The sequence below is a fragment of the Rhodococcus sp. P4_F5 genome (assembly GCF_056401315.1).
The window spans coordinates 14,283-34,762 of sequence record NZ_JBFUJP010000096.1; the positions used below are offsets into that span (position 1 = coordinate 14,283).

The following is a 20,480-nucleotide window of genomic DNA, read 5'->3' on the forward strand; positions in this document are numbered from 1 at the left end:
CCGGGAGCGCACCAGCATGGCGCATCTTCGAGTTCGCCCACCCGCGCCGTCGGCCGCTGTGAACTGCGCTTTCGTTCACACAGCATCATGCTGGCACCACTTTGACACCAGTAATGACGCGCTACCTATTGCGATGGCATCCAAGTGGTGTCATAGTGGTGTCATGGACCTGACAAGATACGTCGACGAGTTGCAGCACCAGCTCGCCACCGCAGCCGCCGCGGGCGGGGACGAGGCACGTGAGCTCGCCGCCCGCATGACGGCCCCGCTCGACGCCGCCGTCCGTCTCGTGCTGCTCGAGGCGCTCTCGACCGCGGCGAACGAGATCACGGCAGAGCTCGCCCCGGGGTCTGTCGACGTGCGCCTCCGGGGCCGCGACCCGGAATTCGTCGTCACCCCCGCGCCGGCCCCGGCATTCGAGAACGCAGAGCCCGCGACGGCGGAGCCCGCGCTGCCCACGCGGGCCCTCGACCCCGACGACGTCAGCACGTCCCGCACCACGCTCCGCCTCCCCGACCAGATCAAGGCCCAGGTCGAGGCGGCGGCGGCCCGTGAGGGCGTTTCCCTCAACACATGGCTCGTGCGTGCGGTCGCGGCCGCACTCCAGCCCGCTGCACCGTCCCGCGCGACAGCGCGCACCTCCAGCACCGCCGGTCGGCTGACCGGCTGGGTGCGCTGACCCAACACCCCGAACCCCAGACCTGCGCCCCGCACGCAGGGGCCGACACCACACCCCGAGGACTCGCCATGCCTACTTTCGCGACCCCTGAGCCGATCACCGTCGCCGTTGACATCGCCGCAGGCGCCGTCAACCTCGTCGCGAGCGATCGCGCCGACACCGTGGTCACCGTCCGCCCGAACGACCCGAGCAAGTCCGGCGATGTCAAGGCCGCCGAGGAGACACGCATCGACTTCCACGACGGCACCCTCACCGTGCAGACGGGCACCAGGTGGAAGTACCTCACCAAGTCCTCCGTCGACGTCACGATCGAGCTCCCAACAGGTTCCGCCCTGCAGGGCAGTGCGCTGGGCCCCGTGTTCGCCCAGGGTCGGCTCGGCACCTGCTCGTTCACGAGCCGCGCAGGCGACGTCCGGATCGACGAGGCCGGCCGGCTCGACCTCCGCGCGAGCGCGGGTTCCGTCGTCGTGGGGCGCGCCCTCGGCTCCACCGAGATCGTCGTCACCGCCGGCGGCGTGCGCATCCGCGAGCTCGACGGAGACGCCAGCATCAAGAACCCGAACGGCCCCACCGAGATCGGCCAATCCACCGGGATCCTGCGGGTGAACGGCGCCCACGGGCCCATCACGATCGACCGGTCGCTCGGTGACACCACCGCCCGGTCCGCGCACGGAAACATCCGCATCGAGCAGGCCGTCAGCGGCCGGGTCCAGCTCGAGAGCTCGACCGGCGCGATCGAGGTCGGGGTGCCCGAGGGCACCGCCGCCTGGCTCGACGCCACCGCGCAGCACGGCAAGGTCCGCAACCTCCTGCACGACGCCACGGGCCCCGACGAGAACGACCGGACCGTCGAGGCACGCGTCAGCAGCAGCTACGGCGACATCGTCGTCCGACGTCCGCACGCCTGACCCAAGCCCACCGACAACCCACCATCGAAGGAGAACCCATGACCACCACCGTCCGCGGTCCCGCGATCGAGGTCGCCGGCCTGCGCAAGTCGTACCGGTCGAAGGCCGGCGAGCAACTCGTGCTCGACGGCGTCGACCTGGTCGTGCCCGCCGGCACCGTGACCGCGCTGCTCGGCCCCAACGGAGCAGGCAAGACCACCGCCGTCGGCGTGATGTCCACCCTGCTCGCCGCCGACGCGGGCACGGTCCGCATCGCGGGCCACGACGTGGCGCGTGAGCCCGAGGCGGTCCGCGCGTCGATCGGCGTGACCGGCCAGATCACCGCCGTCGACGAACTGCTCAACGCCACCGAGAACCTGCGGCTCATGGCCGACCTCAACCACCTCGGCCGCGCCGAGGGGCGACGCCGGATCACCGAACTGCTCGAGCGCTTCGGCCTCGCCGACGCCGCGCGCAAGCCCGTGGCGACCTTCTCCGGCGGCATGAAGCGCAAGCTCGACCTCGCGATGACGCTCGTCGGCGCACCGTCCGTGGTGTTCCTCGACGAGCCGACGACGGGCCTCGACCCGCGCAGCCGTCGTGTCCTGTGGGACGAGGTGCGGACGCTCGTCGCCGCGGGCACCACGATCCTGCTCACCACGCAGTACCTCGAGGAGGCAGACAAGCTCGCCGACTCGGTCGCCGTCCTGAACGGCGGCCGCATCGTCGCCGAGGGCACGCCCGCCGAGCTCAAGGCCGCGCACGACACCGGCTCACTCGACGACGTGTTCCTCGCCCTCACCGAGCCGCCAACCGAGACCGAGACCGACACGACGCAGGACAAGGAGATCGTCCGATGACCACCCTCGCCGCCACCCCGCTCGCTGCCACCCCGAGCCCTAGCCCGGTCGCCGACGTCGTTACCATGCTGCGCCGCAACCTCTTACGCGCGGTGCGCTACCCGGGGCTCACCATGTTCCTCGTCGCCGGCCCGCTGGTGATGCTCGTGCTGTTCGTGTACGTCTTCGGCGGCGCCCTCGGCGCAGGCGTCATGCCCGGGGTCGCCCCCGGCGCCGACGGGCGGGCGGCGTACCTGGACTACATCACGCCCACTCTGTTCATTCTCACCATCGTGGGCGCGGGACAGTCCGTGGCCATCAGCGCCGCCATGGACGCCGCGAGCGGGATCATGGCGCGGTTCAAGACCATGGCGATCTCGCCGGGGTCCGTGCTCTCCGGGCAGGTGCTCGGCACGGTGCTCCAGTCGCTGGCAGCGCTCGTCCTCGTGCTCGGCGCGGCACTCGCGATGGGCTACCGTCCCGACGCCGACGTGCTCGACTGGGCCGCGCTGCTGGGTCTGTTCGTGCTGCTGGGGCTCGCCCTCAGCTGGTTGTGCGTCGCCATGGGGCTGAACGCTCGGAGCGTCGAGACCGCCAGCAACACCCCGATGATCCTCCTGCTGCTGCCGTTCCTGGGCAGCGGGTTCGTGCCGGTCGAGACCATGCCGACGGCGGTGCGGTGGTTCGCGGAGTACCAGCCGTTCACGCCGATCATCGAGACCGTGCGCGGGCTGCTCGCCGGCGGCGCGGGGCTCGAGGGCGCGGTGGTTGCGCAGGCGGTCGGCTGGACCGTGGCGATCGGCGTCGCCGGGTACGCGTGGGCGCGCTCGCTCTACCGGCGCGAGCGTCGCCTCTGAGCGCCACCTCGGTGCGGCGGCGACCGGGCAGCAGTCAACTGCTGCCGGCCGCGGGCCGGTCGGGCTTGCGGCAGACGAAGATAGCGGTGCCCGGGAACAGTTGCCCGCGAAGCGGACTCCACTGCCCCCACTCGCGGTCCAGCCACTCCGGCCAGTCCGGTTCCACGATGTCGCGGACCTCGAGTCCCGCCGCGACGATCTCGCGCACCCGGTCGCCGATCGTCCGGTGGTGCTCCACGTAGGTCGGCACCCCGTCGTCGTCGACCTCGACGTAGGGGGTGCGGTCGAAGTACGGAATCGTCGCGGTGAGCCCCTTGGGGCCGGGGTCGTCGGGGAAGATCCAGCGCATCGGGTGGTTGACGGAGAACACCCAGAGTCCGCCGGGCCGGAGCACCCGGGCCACCTCGCGCATCACCAGCGCGGAGTCGGCGACGAACGGGACGCCGCCGAAGGCCGAGCAGGCGATGTCGAAACTCGTGTCCGCGAACGGCAGCGACTCGGCGCCGGCCTGAACCAGCGGCACCCGCGGCCCGCCCGCGGCCATCGCGTCGAGTCCGCGCGCGAGCATCCCCTTCGACAGGTCCAGTCCCACCGCCCGGGCGCCCTGGCCGGCCAGCCAGCGCGCGCAGGGCGCAGAACCGCAGCCGATCTCCAGCACGTCCTTGCCCGCGACGTCGCCGAGCAGGTGCACGTCGCCCTCGTGCAGGCCCTCCGGGCACCAGACGAACTCGCCGCCCGCGGACTCGACGCCGAGGAAGTCGCCGTGGGTGCGGTGGTAGTCGTCGGCGTCCGCGTCCCACCAGGCGCGACTGGCGCGCTCGCTGTCGGCGGAACCGACGCGGGTGCGGCTGACCCCGGTGGTGCCGAGGACGGCATTGGCGGCGGCGTGCCGGTCGTCGGGAACGGGTGGTTGCGTCATGTGTTCAGCCCCTGGCAGGTGTGCGGTCGGACGCCAATCATCCAACGTCGGGCCGGCGCGGCGGGGCCGGGGGCCTAGCGCATCCGGGGGTGCACGAACTCGTGGTCGACGCCCTGCGACATCCACACGACCGCCATGATCGAGTAGACGACGACGAACAGCAGTGCGAGTGCGCCGAACAGCCAGAGCGAGATCTGGCCGAGGCGGCGGGCACGGTCGGATGCGTCCGTGGATCCCTCGACGTCGCCGTCCGCCCACAGGGGGTAGACGTTGAACGAGTGGGTGAACGCGGCGAACGCCAGCGGCCAGAAGAAGACCAGCGACGCCACGGCCCAGCCGACGTTGCTCGGCGGCCGCGCGCGGCGGTCGGGGCCGGCCGGTCGCGGCGCGTCGGGGGTGTCGGCGGGTGGGGCGGGTGTTGCTGGTTGGAAGGGTGGAGGATTCTGATCCGGAGCAGTCATGTCGGCACTCCTCGTGTGACTTCTGTCACTGTCGACGGTACCGAGTCCCCTTGAGGGATCGCTGAGTCCGGTCGGCGGCGACCAGTCGCGAATGCGGTGGTATCCGACCCGGGTTTGCCCAGCTAGCTACCGGCCGCGTACCCTAATCCACGCGAGTGTCCGCGGTCGCGCACCGAAGTTTGGAGCGCAGTCGTCTGCTCGTAGGTCCGACAGAACACCATCAACCGACACCTATCCCTCCGGAGCAACTCACCAAATGCCCACAACCACTCATACCTCGCCGCAGGTAGCCGTCAACGACATCGGCTCCGCCGAGGACTTCCTCGCCGCGATCGACGCCACGATCAAGTACTTCAACGATGGCGACATCGTCGAAGGCACCATCGTCAAGGTCGACCGTGACGAGGTTCTACTCGACATCGGTTACAAGACCGAAGGCGTCATCCCTTCCCGCGAGCTCTCGATCAAGCACGACGTCGACCCCAACGAGGTCGTTTCCGTCGGCGACGCCGTCGAGGCTCTTGTTCTCACCAAGGAGGACAAGGAAGGTCGACTGATCCTGTCGAAGAAGCGCGCACAGTACGAGCGCGCCTGGGGCACCATCGAGGAGCTCAAGGAGAAGGACGAGGCCGTCAAGGGCACCGTCATCGAGGTCGTCAAGGGCGGCCTGATCCTCGACATCGGTCTCCGTGGCTTCCTGCCCGCCTCGCTCGTCGAGATGCGTCGTGTCCGTGACCTCCAGCCGTACGTCGGCAAGGAGATCGAGGCCAAGATCATCGAGCTCGACAAGAACCGCAACAACGTGGTCCTGTCGCGTCGCGCGTGGCTCGAGCAGACCCAGTCCGAGGTCCGCAGCGAGTTCCTGCACCAGCTCCAGAAGGGCCAGGTCCGCAAGGGCGTCGTGTCCTCCATCGTCAACTTCGGTGCCTTCGTGGACCTGGGTGGCGTCGACGGCCTGGTGCACGTCTCCGAGCTGTCCTGGAAGCACATCGACCACCCGTCCGAGGTTGTCGAGGTCGGCACCGAGGTCACCGTCGAGGTTCTCGACGTCGATCTCGACCGCGAGCGCGTCTCCCTCTCGCTCAAGGCGACGCAGGAAGACCCGTGGCGTCAGTTCGCCCGCACGCACGCCATCGGCCAGATCGTGCCCGGTAAGGTCACCAAGCTGGTTCCGTTCGGTGCCTTCGTGCGCGTCGAAGAGGGAATCGAAGGCCTCGTCCACATCTCCGAGCTGGCCGAGCGCCACGTGGAGGTTCCGGACCAGGTTGTCGGCGTCGGCGACGATGCTCTCGTCAAGGTCATCGACATCGACCTCGAGCGTCGCCGGATCTCGCTGTCGCTGAAGCAGGCGAACGAGGACTACAGCGCCGAGTTCGACCCGTCCAAGTACGGCATGGCCGACTCGTACGACGAGCAGGGCAACTACATCTTCCCCGAGGGCTTCGACTCCGAGACCAACGAATGGCTCGAGGGCTTCGACAAGCAGCGTGAAGAGTGGGAGTCCCGCTACGCCGAGGCGGAGCGTCGCCACAAGATGCACACCGCTCAGATGGAGAAGACGGCTGCCGACGAGGCCGCCGAGGCTGCTGCCGGCGCTGCCGGCACCAACTACTCCTCCGAGACCGGTGCGGACGAGAGCGGCGAGGCTGTCGCCGCTTCGTCCGAGGCAAGCGGATCCCTGGCCAGCGATGCACAGCTCGCTGCGCTGCGGGAGAAGCTGTCCGGCAACGCATAGTCTGACGACCCGCTAGTCGGGTCCGACCCGAGAGCCCCGGCCCTTGCAAAAGGACCGGGGCTTTCTGGTGTCCGGGTGTCGGGTGTGCGGGCGGTTGCGGTTCAGGCCCCGTTGCTCGACACCAGCTCGTCGAGCAGGGCGGCCTTCTCCACGAGGTCGTGCTCTGTCGGGTTGTCGGCGTCGGGTAACTCCGCGAGGAGGTCGTCGCGGGTGGTGACCACCCAGGGCGACTGCCGCGTGACCTCCTCGCCGGAGAAGATCTTGAGCGATCCCTCCTCGAGCACCAGGGTCGGTGCCGGGAGAGTGCTGCCGAGGAGCTGTCGAAGGTCGTTCGCTGTGACGGTCATGTCTTCACGCTAGGACCGTTGCGCCGCGCTCGCATCCCTCGTTGCGTACACGAACGAGAGTGACCCCGCCCGGGACTGTCGGGCGGGGTCACTCTCGTTCACCGTGTCGGTGGGTGGCGGTCAGCTCACCTGGTCAGTTGGCGACGGCGGCGGTCGGCGACCAGGAGCCCTGCATCTCCGTCGTGCGCTTGCGCATCGATGCGAAGCTGTGGCGGGCCGGGCTGAGCATCTGGGTGAACCAGTTGCGGCGGTGGTCGGCCAATGCCAGCGCGACCTCCGGGATCAGGATGCAGTGCACTCCGTCGACCATGCCGAGACGGTGCCGACCGGGGTGAGTGAGGCTGCTTCGCATGGTGATCCTTCTGATTGAAAAGAGGCCTGGTCGTCACGGACGAAGATATCCGAAAACGCAGAAAACCTGGTGTATTTGGGCTGGATGTGCTTTGGCGTGTTTGGTGACAGACTGTTGCGGTGTTGCGAATCGGCCTCACCGGAGGCATTGGAGCAGGAAAGTCCACTGTGTCGAGGATTCTCGACGAGCTCGGGGCGGTGATCGTCGACGCTGACAAAATCGCCCGTGAGGTCGTAGAGCCCGGTACTCCCGGATTGGCCGCTCTGGTAGCTGAATTCGGCAACGACATCCTAGCCGACGGGGAGCTGGATCGTCCGGCTCTGGCTGCCAAGGCGTTCGGCGACGACGAGGCGCGCGGTCGGCTCAACGCGATCGTGCACCCGCTGATCGGCAGTCGCACCAATGCGATCGTCGACTCGGCACCCGCGGATTCCGTGGTGCTGCAGGACATTCCGTTGCTCGTCGAGGGTCGCATGGGCCCGCTGTTCCACCTCGTCGTGGTGGTGCACGTGGAGGCGGAGGAACGGGTCCGGCGCCTGGTCGAGTTGCGCGGCATGCCGGAGGCCGACGCCCGCGCCCGGATGGCAGCACAGGCCACCGACGAGCAGCGTCGGGCCGCGGCCGACGTGTGGCTCGACAACAACGGCCCGGAGGGCGACCTGGACGTCGAGGTCAGGGCCCTGTGGGAGCGGTTGACGCGGTACGCGGAGAACATCCGAACCGCCACGGTGATCCGCACGCCGCCGGTGCTGGTGCCCGCGGACCCGTCGTGGCCGGACCAGGCGCGCCGGCTGACCGACCGGCTGCGGGCGGTGTGCGGGGCCGCGGCCGTGCGCGTCGACCACATCGGCTCGACCGCCGTGCCGGGCCTCGACGCCAAGGACGTGCTCGACTTCCAGGTGACGGTGCCGAGCCTGGCCGTCGCGGACGAGTTGGCCGGGACCCTCGCCGCCGCCGGGTTCCCGCGAGTGGAGTCGGTCACCGCGGACGACCCGAAGCCGGCGTACGACATCGGCGGCGAGGCAGATCCGGCGCTGTGGGACAAGCGGTTCCACGCCGCCGCCGATCCCGGACGGCCGGTCGATGTGCACGTGCGGGTCGACGGCTGGCCCGGTCAGCGGTTCGCGCTGGTGTTCCGGGACTGGCTCACCGCAGATCCGCAGGCGCGCGCCGAGTACCTGGCGGTCAAGCGTGCGGCGGCGGCGCGGGCACTCGGCGCACCGGACCTGGCGACGGCCGCCGACCGGTACGCGACGGCGACGACGCCGTGGTTCGACGGTGCCGCGGTGCGCGCCGAGCAGTGGGCACGCGACGCCGGGTGGACCGCCAGGTGACCGGCGTCAGCGCCAGCTGACCGGCATCCCGCGTGAGGCCAGCCACGCGTCGAGGTCGTGGCCGTGGCTGGCGATGCCGTCCACGGCCACCACGGCGCGGGTGATGGCCCGGTCGGTGGTGGCGGCGTCGAGCAGGCCGGCGGCGTGCGCGGCGACCAGTTCGTCGACGTCGAGGAGTTCGGTGTCGCGGCCGGTCCGCACCACCAGGTCCAGGTAGTGGTCCTGCGAGCGCCACACCGCGCCGCCGTCCGTGTACTCGCCGACGTCGACGTAGCGGTCCTGGTCACGGGCGTGGAATGGGTGGTAGTGGAAGATCGACGCGCGCAGGCCGAGCTCGGGCAGCAGCCACGACTCCAGGTAGTGGAAGTGCGGGTGGTCCGACGGCCGGGCCATGTACAGGCCCCACGGCTCGGCGTGGTAGTGGTCGACCGGCCGGACGAATCCCTTGGGATCCGTGTTCGTCCGGTCGCCGAGGCTGAAGGACTCGATCTTCGGGGCGTGCACCGCGGCGTCCATAGCTGCAGAAGCTACCAAGCGCATCGGACGCGCGCGGATCGGCGACGAGCATGTCGGACCCCCGGCCTACCCTGGTTCCATGGCGTTTGCATCCGAGCATCCCGTGGTGGCTCACTCCGAGTTCCGGCCCGTTGGCGAGATCGAACGGTCCGACGGCCGCTTCGAGGTGGTCAGTGACCACCGGCCCGCGGGCGACCAGCCGACCGCGATCGCCGAGTTGGAACGCCGGATCCATGCGGGCGAGGAGAACGTGGTCCTGCTCGGCGCCACCGGCACCGGTAAGTCGGCCACCACGGCCTGGTTGATCGAGAAGCTGCAGCGGCCGACGCTGCTGATGGCGCCGAACAAGACCCTCGCCGCCCAGCTCGCCAACGAGTTGCGGGAGATGTTGCCGAACAACGCCGTCGAGTACTTCGTCTCGTACTACGACTACTACCAGCCCGAGGCGTACATCGCGCAGACGGACACCTACATCGAGAAGGACTCGTCGGTCAACGACGACGTCGAGCGGCTGCGGCACTCCGCGACGTCGAGCCTGCTCTCGCGTCGCGACGTGGTGGTGGTCGCCTCCGTCTCGTGCATCTACGGCCTCGGCACCCCGCAGTCGTACCTGGACCGGTCCATCGAGCTGGACGTCGGCGTGGAGGTCCCGCGCGACGCGCTGCTGCGACTGCTGGTCGACGTCCAGTACAACCGCAACGACGTCGCGTTCACCCGCGGGTCGTTCCGGGTCCGCGGCGACACCGTCGAGATCATCCCGTCCTACGAGGAGCTCGCCGTCCGGATCGAGTTCTTCGGCGACGAGATCGAGGCGCTGTACTACCTGCACCCGCTGACCGGCGAGGTGGTCCGGCAGGTGGACTCGGTGCGGATCTTCCCGGCCACCCACTACGTGGCCGGTCCGGAGCGGATGGAACGCGCGGTCAAGGACATCGAGGCCGAACTCGAGGCGCGGCTCGCGGACCTGGAGGGCCGGGGCAAGCTGCTCGAGGCGCAGCGGTTGCGAATGCGCACCAACTACGACCTCGAGATGATCAAGCAGGTCGGTTTCTGCTCGGGCATCGAGAACTACTCGCGGCACATCGACGGCCGGCCCGCGGGTTCGGCGCCGGCGACCCTGATCGACTACTTCCCCGAGGACTTCCTGCTGGTCATTGACGAGTCGCACGTGACCGTCCCGCAGATCGGCGCCATGTACGAGGGCGACATGTCGCGCAAGCGCAACCTGGTGGAATTCGGATTCCGGCTGCCGTCGGCCACCGACAACCGCCCGCTCACCTGGGAGGAGTTCAGCCAGCGGATCGGCCAGACCGTCTACCTGTCGGCCACCCCCGGCAAGTACGAACTCGGCCAGTCGGGCGGCGAGTTCGTCGAGCAGGTGATCCGGCCGACCGGCCTGGTGGACCCGGAGGTGGTCGTCAAGCCCACGAAGGGGCAGATCGACGACCTGGTGCACGAGATCCGGCAGCGCACCGACAAGGACGAGCGGGTCCTGGTCACCACCCTGACCAAGAAGATGGCCGAGGACCTCACCGACTACCTGCTGGAACTGGGCATCCGGGTGCGCTACCTGCATTCGGACATCGACACGCTGCGCCGGGTGGAACTGCTCCGTCAGCTACGGCTGGGCGAGTACGACGTGCTCGTCGGCATCAACCTGCTCCGCGAGGGACTCGACCTGCCCGAGGTGTCGCTGGTCGCGATCCTCGACGCGGACAAGGAGGGCTTCCTGCGCAGCTCGACCAGCCTCATCCAGACCATCGGCCGCGCGGCCCGTAACGTCTCCGGCCAGGTGCACATGTACGCCGACCGGATCACGGACTCGATGCAGCACGCGATCGAGGAGACCGACCGGCGCCGGGAGAAGCAGATCGCCTACAACAAGGAGCGGGGCGTCGACCCGCAGCCGCTGCGCAAGAAGATCGCCGACATCCTCGACCAGGTCTACGAGGAGGCCGAGGACACCGCGGCCGGGGTGGACGTCGGCGGGTCCGGACGCAATGCGAGCCGCGGCAGGAGGGCGCAGGGCGAGGCCGGGCGCGCGGTCAGCGCCGGGGTGTTCGAGGGCCGCGACGTGAAGTCGATGCCGCGGGCCGAACTCGCCGACCTCGTCAAGGAACTCACCGACCAGATGATGAACGCCGCGCGCGATCTGCAGTTCGAGCTGGCCGGCCGGCTGCGCGACGAGATCCAGGACCTGAAGAAGGAGCTGCGGGGGATGGACGCGGCCGGGCTCCAGTAGCTCCCCGCTACGGTTGCGGGATGGACGCCCAGACCGCAGGCCGGTACGCGAAGACCTTCGACGCCTTCCACAGCATGTGCTATTTCGCGCCGGAGGTGTCCGACTCGCTCGTCGCGGCCGGCCTCGAACCCGGCGGGATGACCTACTTCGCCGGACGGTCCGCGGCGATGGGCCGGGTCACGGCGCCGGTGGTCGCGGCGACCTTCTACAACTTCAACCCGGACCTCGTCGCCACCGTCATCCCGCGGGCGTGGGACCTGGCCGGCCCGGAGGCGATCGTCGCCGCGCGTTACGCCGGGGTGGACGCGGCGCTGACGCGGCTGCTGGGGGCCCAGCGCGTCGCCTCCATGGAGATGGCGGAGGCCGCGGACATCGCCTCCATCGCCGCTCGCGCGGCGCGACCCGACGGACGCGCGCTGTTTGCCGCCCACGCCGCCGTGGACTGGCCGACGGCGCCGCACCTGTCGCTGTGGCACTCGCTCACCCTGCTGCGCGAGCACCGCGGCGACGGCCACGTGGCGGCGCTGCAGGCCGCCGGGCTCTCCGGCATCGAGGCGCTCATCACCCACACCGCGACCGGCGCCGGCTTCACCGCAAAGTTCGCCCGCACCCGCCGTGGCTGGAGCCAGGAGCAGTGGGACGACGCGACGTCGGACCTGCGCGACCGCGGCCTGCTCGCCGGCGACGGCACCCTCACCGAACTCGGCACGGAGATCCGCGAGGTGGCCGAGGACGTCACCGACGACCTGGCGTTCGCGCCCTGGGCCGAGCTCGGCGACGCCGGGCTGGACCGCCTCGCCGAACTGGTGACGCCGATGCGCTCCGCGATCGTCGAGGCAGGGGGGTTCCCCGCCGGGGCGTTCGGCCCGCGCTGGGGCAAGGCCTGACCGATCAGCTGGTGATGTCCTTGACCGCGAAGCGCTGCCAGGCCAGCACCCCGAACACCGCGGCGTAGGCCAGGGCGGAGAACGACCCGACGACGATGTCGTGCCAGTCGACGGTGGGGGCGAGGAACCTGGTCCAGGCGAAGGAGAAGTGGCCGGGCAGCAGGTCCCGCCAGCCGCCCAGTGCGGTGATCTGGTCCAGGATCTGCACGAGGATCGAGACCATCACGGTGCCGCCGACCGCGCCGAGCGGCGCGTCGGTGAGCACCGACAGCAGCATCGCCAGCCCGGCCACCCAGGTCAGGTTCACCGCGATGTACGCCAGCGCCAGTGTCAGCCGCCCGACCGCGTCGCCGTAGCCCAGCGAGTCGCCGAACGGGGTCACCAGTGGTCCGGTCCCGTACAGGGCCGTGCCCAGCGCCAGGCCCACACCGAACAGCAGCAGCAGGGCCAGCACGGACAGTGCCGCGGACACGATCGCCTTCTGCCGCAACAGCCGGCCGCGGGGGACCGGGATGGCCAGCAGGTACCGCAGCGACGACCACGACGCCTCGCTGGCCACCGAGTCGCCGAAGAACAGCGCCACCACCACGATCAGCAGGAACCCGACGGACATGAACAGGCAGAACACGGTGAAGTTCACGCCGCCCCGGGTGCCCAGGTCGATCAGGTTCACCGCGCCCGGGGACGACGAACCGGAACCGCCGATCGCGAAGGCCGCGGCGAGGATCACCGGCAGCAGCGCCAGCAGCCCGAGCGCCAGGTGGGTGCGCCGGCGCAGGAACTGGCGGGTCAGTTCGGTGCGCAGCGGCAGGGTCGAGTGCGGCCGGTAGCCGGGCGCCCGGCCGTCGGCGGCCGCCACGTCACCGCCACGATCTGTCGACGTCACGGCGCCTGCACCTCCTGCTCGGGGGAGTCCGACGTTGCGGATCTCCGTGGTCGGGGCATCGCCGCGTCGTGCTCGCGATGGTCGGAGACGTGGACCAACCTCAGGAAGACGTCCTCGAGGCGGGTGGTCCCGCTCAGCCCGCGGACCCCGACGCCCGACTCGACCAGCGCGCGTACAACCACGGTCGGGTCCGTGGCGCCGAGGTCGAGCCGGACCGTGGGGGTCTCGCCCTCGACCACGTGCACGCCGGTCGGGCCGTCGAGGCCGTCGAGCACCTCGACGGCCCGCGCCGCGTCGTCGACACGCAGTTCGGTGGCGCCCTCCGCCGAGGTGAGCTCCTCGACGGTGCCGGCCGCGATCACCCGTCCGTGGTTCATCACCACCACGTCGGTGCAGGTCTGCTCCACCTCCGCGAGCAGGTGGCTCGACACCAGGACGGTCCGCCCGGTGCGCGCGTAGGCGACCAGGACCTCGCGCATGGTCCGGATCTGCGGCGGGTCGAGTCCGTTGGTGGGTTCGTCGAGGACCATCAGGTCCGGCAGCCCGAGCATCGCCTGCGCGAGGGCCAGGCGCTGGCGCATCCCCTGACTGTAGGAGCGGACCTTCCGGTGGACGGCGTCGCCGAGGTCCGCGATCTCGAGGGCCTCGTCCATCCGGGCCTCGGCGGCGGGCCGGCCGGTGGCCTCCCAGTACAGGCGCAGGTTGTCGAGACCGCTCAGGTGCGGCAGCAGCCCGGAGCCCTCGACGAACGAGCCGAGCCGTGAGAGCACCGGCGCGCCGGGCGTCACCTGGTGCCCGAACACCCGCAGTTCGCCGCTCGACGGCGTGATCAGGCCCATCAGCATCCGCAGGGTGGTGGTCTTGCCCGCACCGTTGGGGCCGAGGAGCCCGAGCACCTGGCCGCGGCGCACGGTGAAGCTCACCCCGTCGACCGCGCGGAAGCCGTTGTCGTACGACTTGTGCAGGTCGGTGACCACGAGCGGGGTGTCGAGCAGGGCCGGGTCCACCGCGGCGACCGCGCGCCGCCGCGACCGGACAGCGCTGACGATGCCGAGGAGCACCACCACGGTGAGGATCGCGCCGATCCCCACCAGCGGCGCCACCGGCAGGGCCCGGCGGTTCGTCGTCGCGGGGACACTCGGGACGGTGATCGCCGGGTCCGTGAGCGCGACGGTGAACTGGGCCGGGGAGAGCGGGTTCGCGTAGGCCTGGTCGGTGGCGGCCAGCACGAGTTCGAGGTGGTGCCCCTCCGGCACCTGGTGGGCGATTCCGGGCAGCGTGACGGTCAGCGGGACCGGTTGTCCGGCAGGCGCGTCCGGCAGCCGGATCGCGGCCACCGCCCCGCCCGGCAGGGTGCGCCGGCCCTGCGGGCTGACGTCGTAGAGCTTGGCGAACAGCACCGCCGCACCGGGGGCGGCGAGCGTGGACACCTCGACCGTGACCGTGCTGGTGCCGGTGACCGTCAGCGGATGCTCGAGCGGTGCGGTGGCGAAACGCGCCGACTGGCCGGGCGGATCGGCCGCCAGGTCGAGGGACGGCCCGGCCGCAGACGCCAGGTTCGAGACCGACGCGCCGAGTCCCGGCACCGACGACAGGCCGGCGGGCGAGGCGCCGGGCGGGCGGACCAGGGTCTGCTCGGAGCCGATCATCGGCAACGAGACCGTCGGGGTGGGGTCGGTGGGGACCGTGCCGAGCCCGGGGTAGTCGGGGGCGGTCATCCGGCGCTGGGCCGGTGCACCCTGGTCGGTCGGTGCGCCGGGCAGGGTGAAGACGAACCGCGTGTCGGGCTCGCCGTTGCCGAGGCGGTCGGACAGGAAGGCGGCCACCGCGCGCTGGCTGGGCGCGGAGTCGCCGCCGGCGTCGTGCCCGCCGGGAAACCAGCGGACCTGGACGGGGGCGCCCGCCGCCGCGATCTGCCGGGCGTTCGCGTCGGCCTGGTCCAGCCCGAACAGGGTGTCCTGTTCGCCCTGGACCAGCAACGTCGGTGCGGTGACGGCGCCGATGACGGCGGCGGGGGAGTGCGCGGTGAGCATGGCCAGCAGCTCCGGGCTGGGGCGGCCCGTCTCGGCGGCTGCGGCATAGGCCTGGCAGATGGTGGCGAGGAACCGGCCGCACGGCCCGGAACCGGGCGTGGGCCCCGCGCCCGGTTCCGGCGTACCGCCCGCGCCGGCCCCGAAGAAGATGCCGGCCCAGCCCCGCTTGAGCACCCCGGGTCCGCCGTACCCGGCGGCGGCGGGTGTGGTGCGCGCCACCGGCCCGGGCGTCCCGAAGTTGGGAAACAGTGCCTGGCCCAGATCATTCCAGGTGATCGCCGCGGCGATCGCGTCGATCCGCTGGTCGGTGCCGCCGAGTGTTAGGGCGAGCGCCCCGCCGTAGGAACCGCCGGTCACGCCCACCCGCGGATCGTGCGGGCCGTCCTGGCGGACCTCGGTGCGGCCCGCCAGCCAGTCCACCATGGCGCGGGCGTCCGCCACCTCCCGGTCCGGGTCGTTCAACGAGATCTGCCCGGTGCTGCGCCCGAATCCACGGGCGCTGTAGGCCAGCACCACGAAGCCGTCCTCGGCGAGATCGCGCGCCTGCGCGGCCACCGAGTCCTTGCTGCCGCCGAATCCGTGCGCCAACAGCACCGCGGGGGCCGGGGTCTGCTCCGGAACGTACAGTCGGGCATCGAGATTGACCTGATCGGCAGAGCCGGGACCCTCCGGCAGCGCGAACTGGACGTCCTCCGTGGTGACCGCCGGCGCCGACCTGGACGTCCAGGTCACTGCAGCCGCCACGACGAGAAGCAGCGCGACCGCGGCCACGGCTGCCCACGCCCGGAGACTTCGCGGTCGCGGTAGGTACATGAGACCCAATCTAGCCATGTGGCGCGGATGTGCGTTGTAACGCAATTCCCACTACCCCGGCGGCCGTCCGACTAGGGTTTTGCGCAGCGGCTGGGGTGTCAACCGTGAGATTCCGTGCATGCCCCGGTGAGGAAGAATGCACTACGACGCAATGCAGTACGACGCAAAGCACCACGAGACAGTGCAGCAGGATCCATCGCACCGAGGATCCACCCGCACTGACGACCCACCTGCACTCTGGAGGAAGCAATGACCGCCTACCGCACCATCGTCGTCGGAACCGATGGCTCGGACTCGTCCTTGAAGGCAGTCGAGAAGGCCGCGGCACTGGCCACCGACGCCGGGGCGAAGCTGGTCCTCGCCTGCGCCTACTACCCGACCGACCCGAAGGACATCGAGGCGGCGGCCGACACCCTTCGCGAGGACGCGTACCAGATCACCGGCTCCGCGCCGACGTACGACATCCTGCGGACCGCGCGTGAGCGCGCGCAGGCCGTGGGCGCCAAGGACATCGAGGAGCGGGCGATCGTCGGGGCACCCGTCGACTCGCTGCTCACCCTGATCGCCGAGGTCTCGGCGGACCTGCTGGTGATCGGCAACCGCGGCCTGAACACGCTCACCGGTCGGCTGCTCGGCTCGGTGCCCTCCGACGCCGCCCGCAAGTCCACCACCGACGTACTGATCGTCCACACCGTCCGCTGACCCCACCCGCTGTCCCGGCCCGGTGCCACACCGGGCCGGGACAGTGCTGTGTGAGGGAAGTTACTCGGCCGGAACCAGTTTCGCGAGCACGTCCGGGAGCGGCCGGGCGTGGACCACGCCGAGCCGCTGGGTGGCGCGGGTGAGGGCGACGTACAGGTCGTTGAGTCCCCGCGGTGACTCGTCGAGGATCCGCTGCGGCTCGACGATCAGGACCGAGTCGAACTCGAGCCCCTTCACGTCCCGGACGGCCAGCACGCTCACCGAATCCGACGCCAGGTCCGTGTACTCGCCGACCGAGTCCTCGGCCGCGATCACCACGGTGAGCCCGGGCCCGGTGTGGGCGGCCACCCGCCGACGGACCTCGTCGGCCACCGACGCCGCCGGAACCCGGTGTGCCCAGGGCACGTTCCCGCTCTCGCGCACCGACCGGGGCACCGTCTGGGTCGGGTCGATCGCCGCGAGCACGTCCTGCGCCACGGCCATGATCTCCGCCGGGGTGCGGTAGTTGACGGTCAGCTCGGTCAGCTTCCAGCGCCGGGCCACGTACGGCTCGAGCACCGTCTGCCAGGACGAGCTGCCGGCCGGGTCGCCGGTCTGGGCGGTGTCCCCGACCAGGGTCATCCACCGATTCGGGATGCGGCGCATCAGCATTCGCCAGGCCATCGCCGAGAGCTCCTGGGCCTCGTCGACGATGACGTGCCCGTAGGTCCAGGTGCGGTCGGCTGCCGCCCGCTCCGCGGCGGTGAGCCGGTGGCCCAGATCCTGGCGTTGGGCAAGCTGATCCGCGTCGATCAGGTCGTACGCCATCAGGATCTCGGGGTCGAGTTCGTCCTCGAGGTCCTGCGGCGCGGAGCCGGTGAGGATGTCGAGTGCACCCTGCGCGTCCGCGATCTGCGCTCGCCACTCGCGTTGTGCGCGGTCACGTTCCGCGGCGTCGTCCACGCCCAGCAGTTCGGCCAGCTCGTCGAGCAGGGGTGCGTCGGCCGCGCTGAACCCGGTCATCCTGGTGCGGTGCAGGAGTGCGCGCTGGCTCTCGGTCAGGTCGCGGGCCGCGGTGTCCAGCCGGGACCGCGAGGTCAGCAGGTCGGCGAGGACCCGCTGCGGCGTCAGCTGCGGCCACAGCGCGTCGATCGCGTCCATCAGGTCCGGGTCCTCGCGCATCTCGTCGCGGATGTCGGCGACGTCGTCGCGGCTGAGCAGATTCGCGCCGCCGAGGACGTTCGACCCGAGGCGTGCGGCGAACTGGTCGGCGAGGGACTCGATCACCGCGGAGACGAAGATCGGCCGGGCCAGGTTGTGCGGCCGCCGGGAGGACCGCGCACGGCCGCGGGCCCGGGTGACGGTCTTGCGGTCGAGGGTGATCGGGTAGGTGTCGAAGGTGATGGTGACCGGTTCCGGCGGGGTCAGCTGCCGGTCGCGCACTGCCTGCTTGAGCACCTCCACCATCTCAAGCGAGCCCTTCACCTCGCCGCACTCGAGCGAGTCGTGCACGGTGGCAATGACTCCGGGGTACAGGTCGCCGATGGTGGAGAGCAGCACCCCGGTCTCGCCGAGCGACGGCAGGACCTGGCCGATGTAGTCGAGGAACGTCGCGTTGGGGCCGACGATCAGCACGCCGCTCTTCGCCAGCTGCTGCCGGTAGGTGTAGAGCAGGTACGCGGCGCGGTGCAGCGCGACGGCCGTCTTGCCCGTGCCCGGTCCGCCCTGCACCACCATCACCGACTTGTGGCTGGACCGGATGATGGCGTCCTGCTCGGACTGGATGGTCTCGACGATGTCGTTCATGTGTCCGGTCCGGGCCGCGTTCAGCGCGGTGAGCAGGGCGCTCTCGCCGGCGACGCCGTCGGTGCCGTCCACCACGCCGGCGCGCTCCGCGGCGGCGAGGTCGAGGTACTCGTCGCCCAGGCCGGTGACCCGGCGGCTGCGGGTACGGATGTGGCGGCGTCGCGTCACGCCCTCCGGTTGCGCCGGGGTGGCCAGGTAGAACGGACGGGCCAGCGGTGCGCGCCAGTCGAGCAGCAGCGTCTCGTAGTCGTTGGCCTCGTCGAGGATGCCGACCCGGCCGATGTACCGCAGCGCGTCTCCGTCCGCGGCCTCGCCGTCCAGGTCGATGCGGCCGAAGCAGAGGCCGTTCTCGGCGGCGTCGTACTTGGCGATGTCCTCGGTGTACATCTGGCTGAACGACTCGCGCTCGCTGCGTGCCTGCGGGGTGCCGCCGGTCTGCAACAGAACCTTCGACAGCCGGGTCGCGGCGTACGAGCGCAGGCCGTCGAGCCGGTCGTACAGCATCGACACGTACTCCTGCTCACGGTCCAGGTCGCCGTGTTGCAGTGCCTTGTCGGGCAAGTGATCTCCTCGGCCGGAATGGGTCCAAATGGGCCAAGCGAGTCTAGTGGCTGGGTGCGGCGGGTGCAGAAGCGCCAGGTCAGCGGGACGGGGCCGGGTCGGTCGGGACGGCGCCCAGATCAGTAGGCGACCAGCCCGTCGTCGGCGACGATCACCTGCCCGGTGATGTAACTGCCGGCGTCCGAGGTGAGCAGCAGCGCGGGCCCGACCATCTCGTCGGGGTCGGCGATCCGCCTCTGCAGCGGCATCTGCGCCATCGCGTCGACCACCTCGGGTGGGTTGTTCCGGACCATGTCGGTGTCGACCGAGCCGGGGGCGAGCGCGTTCACCCGGATGCCGCGCGGGGCGAATTCGGCGGCCATGGACCGGGTGTACGACATCAGCGCGGCCTTGCCCGCCGCGTACATCGCCACCTGGGCGAGAACATGAAGGCGCCGACGGAGACCACGTTGAGCACCGCGGCGTGCGGGCTCTTGTCGAGGTGCGGCAGGGCGGCCTGGGTGAGAAACACCGGGCCACGCAGGTTGACGTCGTAGGACTTGGCCCAGGCCTCGGGGGTGAACGAGCCGAACGCCTCGGTCCGCGTTTCGACCTGGTTCTCTACAACGCGGGCATGGACCCGTACGAGGGCTGCGCCGTCGGCGGCCTGGACGGCATCACGGCCGAGATCCTGGCCGGCGGCTACATCGGTGAGCGTCTGGACGCCGAGACGCTCGTCGACCTGCACCGGTCGACGATCGCCGCCGCGGCCGAAAGTGTTGCCCGCCAGTTTCGCTGATCCCGACCCGAGGAGTGAAGTGATGACCGACAACCACAGTGGCCACGTCTTCGTCGAGGGCAGGGAGGTGACCGCGAACCCGGAGGCGGGCGCGAACTCCCTCGTCGCAGCCTTCAAGTCGATCGACGACACCCGGGTGCGCATCAAAGCGGAGACGGGCGCCGCGCCCGAACCGAGCGAATGGGCGCGGATGAGGAACATCCAGCGTGAGTACGACCGCGAGCTGCGGCGGACCACCAAGGGGCGCAAGGGAACTCGGTCCAGAGCGTCGGCGGTCGCGGTGGCGGCCGACGCCGAGCGGGTCCGTCAGCGTGCCCATGCGGGTACCCGCAAGGTGCTCGAGCACTCGGAGTCGGCGCGCAGTCACGCAGCCGACGCGGAAACGCTGTTGGAGTCAGGCGGCAACATCCCGGCGCTGCTGGCCGCATTGGTCCGTGCGCGGGAGGCCCACCAGGCCGCGGTGCGCGTCATCGAGATGAACGAGGAGGCGCTGGTGCGGCAGGCAGGGGGGGTCCCTATGTCGGTGTCAACTGCTTGGGCGGATGCCCTGGAGTGCGGTCCGGTAGGGGCTGGAATAGTGGACACGCATGGAATCCGTTGTGACGCTGTCGGGTGGGGACGCGGGTGAGCTGCTGACGTTGCAGCGAGCTGCGTATGTGACTGAGGCACAGGCTCACCACGATGTGAACCTTCCCCCGTTGATGCAGTCCCTCGATGAGTTGGTGAGCGAGCTGACGCAGCCCGACGTGACCGCATTCGGGTTGCGCGATGACTCCCAGCGTCTCGTCGCTGCCGTGCGCGTGTATTTCTCTCTGACGGACCCTCACACCGCCGAGTTGGGAAGGCTGGTCGTGGCCCCGGACATGC

General features: G+C 70.5%; 18 protein-coding genes and 1 pseudogene. 10 read left to right on the forward strand and 9 right to left on the reverse strand.

The genetic code is table 11. The features are described from left to right. Nucleotides 1-163 precede the first annotated feature (163 nt). The 4 genes from AC1DU4_RS24275 to AC1DU4_RS24290 all read left to right on the forward strand — a co-directional run bounded on the left by AC1DU4_RS24275 (nt 164) and on the right by AC1DU4_RS24290 (nt 3,262). The gene (locus tag AC1DU4_RS24275; protein WP_477844238.1) at nt 164-679 is read left to right on the forward strand and encodes a toxin-antitoxin system HicB family antitoxin; all 516 of its coding nucleotides are present in this window, start codon (nt 164-166) and stop codon (nt 677-679) included. A gap of 68 nt (nt 680-747) precedes the next feature. Further along, nucleotides 748-1,587 carry a DUF4097 family beta strand repeat-containing protein gene (locus AC1DU4_RS24280; RefSeq protein ID WP_477844240.1) on the forward strand — a complete coding sequence of 280 codons (840 nt, stop codon included), beginning with the start codon at nt 748-750 and terminating at the stop codon, nt 1,585-1,587. Nucleotides 1,588-1,625: 38 nt separating this feature from the next. Further along, nucleotides 1,626-2,426 (forward strand): ABC transporter ATP-binding protein, encoded by an 801-nt coding sequence (locus AC1DU4_RS24285; RefSeq protein ID WP_477844242.1) that lies wholly within the window; start codon nt 1,626-1,628, stop codon nt 2,424-2,426. Beyond that, nucleotides 2,423-3,262 carry an ABC transporter permease gene (locus AC1DU4_RS24290; protein ID WP_477844243.1) on the forward strand — a complete coding sequence of 280 codons (840 nt, stop codon included), beginning with the start codon at nt 2,423-2,425 and terminating at the stop codon, nt 3,260-3,262. Before AC1DU4_RS24285 ends, AC1DU4_RS24290 begins: the two co-directional genes overlap by 4 nt. A gap of 34 nt (nt 3,263-3,296) precedes the next feature. Here AC1DU4_RS24290 and AC1DU4_RS24295 read toward each other — a convergent pair whose 3' ends face one another. Next, nucleotides 3,297-4,181 (reverse strand): class I SAM-dependent methyltransferase, encoded by an 885-nt coding sequence (locus tag AC1DU4_RS24295; protein WP_477844245.1) that lies wholly within the window; start codon nt 4,179-4,181, stop codon nt 3,297-3,299. 74 nt (nt 4,182-4,255) lie between these two features. Next, nucleotides 4,256-4,642: a CD225/dispanin family protein gene (locus tag AC1DU4_RS24300; RefSeq protein WP_477844247.1), complete on the reverse strand. Its 387-nt coding sequence runs from the start codon at nt 4,640-4,642 to the stop codon at nt 4,256-4,258. Nucleotides 4,643-4,898: 256 nt separating this feature from the next. On the opposite strand from AC1DU4_RS24300, the gene rpsA reads away from it, so the two are divergent. Next, nucleotides 4,899-6,377: a 30S ribosomal protein S1 gene (rpsA, locus tag AC1DU4_RS24305; protein WP_072845608.1), complete on the forward strand. Its 1,479-nt coding sequence runs from the start codon at nt 4,899-4,901 to the stop codon at nt 6,375-6,377. 101 nt (nt 6,378-6,478) lie between these two features. On the opposite strand, the gene AC1DU4_RS24310 is transcribed toward rpsA, so the two are convergent. Next, nucleotides 6,479-6,724: a hypothetical protein gene (locus AC1DU4_RS24310; RefSeq protein ID WP_072845607.1), complete on the reverse strand. Its 246-nt coding sequence runs from the start codon at nt 6,722-6,724 to the stop codon at nt 6,479-6,481. 133 nt (nt 6,725-6,857) lie between these two features. After that, entirely contained in the window at nt 6,858-7,076 is a 219-nt protein-coding gene (locus AC1DU4_RS24315) for a hypothetical protein (protein ID WP_072845606.1), read from the reverse strand. A gap of 119 nt (nt 7,077-7,195) precedes the next feature. On the opposite strand from AC1DU4_RS24315, the gene coaE reads away from it, so the two are divergent. Then, complete coding sequence (gene coaE, locus AC1DU4_RS24320) at nt 7,196-8,410, forward strand: dephospho-CoA kinase (RefSeq protein ID WP_477844250.1); 1,215 nt, start codon at nt 7,196-7,198, stop codon at nt 8,408-8,410. Nucleotides 8,411-8,416: 6 nt separating this feature from the next. On the opposite strand, the gene AC1DU4_RS24325 is transcribed toward coaE, so the two are convergent. Continuing rightward, nucleotides 8,417-8,926, reverse strand: a complete 510-nt coding sequence (locus tag AC1DU4_RS24325; RefSeq protein WP_477844252.1) for a ribonuclease FAU-1 family protein — start codon at nt 8,924-8,926, stop codon at nt 8,417-8,419. A gap of 79 nt (nt 8,927-9,005) precedes the next feature. Between AC1DU4_RS24325 and uvrB the strand changes: the two genes are divergently transcribed. Together uvrB and AC1DU4_RS24335 are read left to right on the forward strand one after the other, a co-directional pair. Next, nucleotides 9,006-11,168 carry an excinuclease ABC subunit UvrB gene (gene uvrB, locus AC1DU4_RS24330; RefSeq protein ID WP_477844254.1) on the forward strand — a complete coding sequence of 721 codons (2,163 nt, stop codon included), beginning with the start codon at nt 9,006-9,008 and terminating at the stop codon, nt 11,166-11,168. A gap of 20 nt (nt 11,169-11,188) precedes the next feature. Continuing rightward, nucleotides 11,189-12,055: an SCO6745 family protein gene (locus AC1DU4_RS24335; protein ID WP_477844256.1), complete on the forward strand. Its 867-nt coding sequence runs from the start codon at nt 11,189-11,191 to the stop codon at nt 12,053-12,055. A gap of 4 nt (nt 12,056-12,059) precedes the next feature. Here the strand turns inward: AC1DU4_RS24335 and AC1DU4_RS24340 are convergent, their stop codons facing one another. Together AC1DU4_RS24340 and AC1DU4_RS24345 are read right to left on the reverse strand one after the other, a co-directional pair. Then, complete coding sequence (locus AC1DU4_RS24340) at nt 12,060-12,941, reverse strand: ABC transporter permease (protein WP_477844258.1); 882 nt, start codon at nt 12,939-12,941, stop codon at nt 12,060-12,062. Continuing rightward, nucleotides 12,938-15,787 (reverse strand): alpha/beta fold hydrolase, encoded by a 2,850-nt coding sequence (locus tag AC1DU4_RS24345; protein WP_477844260.1) that lies wholly within the window; start codon nt 15,785-15,787, stop codon nt 12,938-12,940. The genes AC1DU4_RS24340 and AC1DU4_RS24345 overlap by 4 nt, the downstream gene beginning before the upstream one ends. Before the next feature lie 249 nt (nt 15,788-16,036). Between AC1DU4_RS24345 and AC1DU4_RS24350 the strand changes: the two genes are divergently transcribed. Next, complete coding sequence (locus AC1DU4_RS24350) at nt 16,037-16,489, forward strand: universal stress protein (protein ID WP_072845600.1); 453 nt, start codon at nt 16,037-16,039, stop codon at nt 16,487-16,489. A 60-nt stretch (nt 16,490-16,549) separates the two neighbouring features. Here AC1DU4_RS24350 and AC1DU4_RS24355 read toward each other — a convergent pair whose 3' ends face one another. Both AC1DU4_RS24355 and AC1DU4_RS24360 read right to left on the reverse strand, forming a co-directional pair. Continuing rightward, nucleotides 16,550-18,778 (reverse strand): HelD family protein, encoded by a 2,229-nt coding sequence (locus AC1DU4_RS24355; RefSeq protein WP_477844269.1) that lies wholly within the window; start codon nt 18,776-18,778, stop codon nt 16,550-16,552. Between the two features lie 176 nt (nt 18,779-18,954). Next, a pseudogene (locus AC1DU4_RS24360) lies at nt 18,955-19,604 on the reverse strand (SDR family NAD(P)-dependent oxidoreductase). A gap of 31 nt (nt 19,605-19,635) precedes the next feature. Between AC1DU4_RS24360 and AC1DU4_RS24365 the strand changes: the two are divergent. Further along, nucleotides 19,636-20,241 carry a hypothetical protein gene (locus AC1DU4_RS24365; RefSeq protein ID WP_477844263.1) on the forward strand — a complete coding sequence of 202 codons (606 nt, stop codon included), beginning with the start codon at nt 19,636-19,638 and terminating at the stop codon, nt 20,239-20,241. Nucleotides 20,242-20,480: the final 239 nt, after the last annotated feature.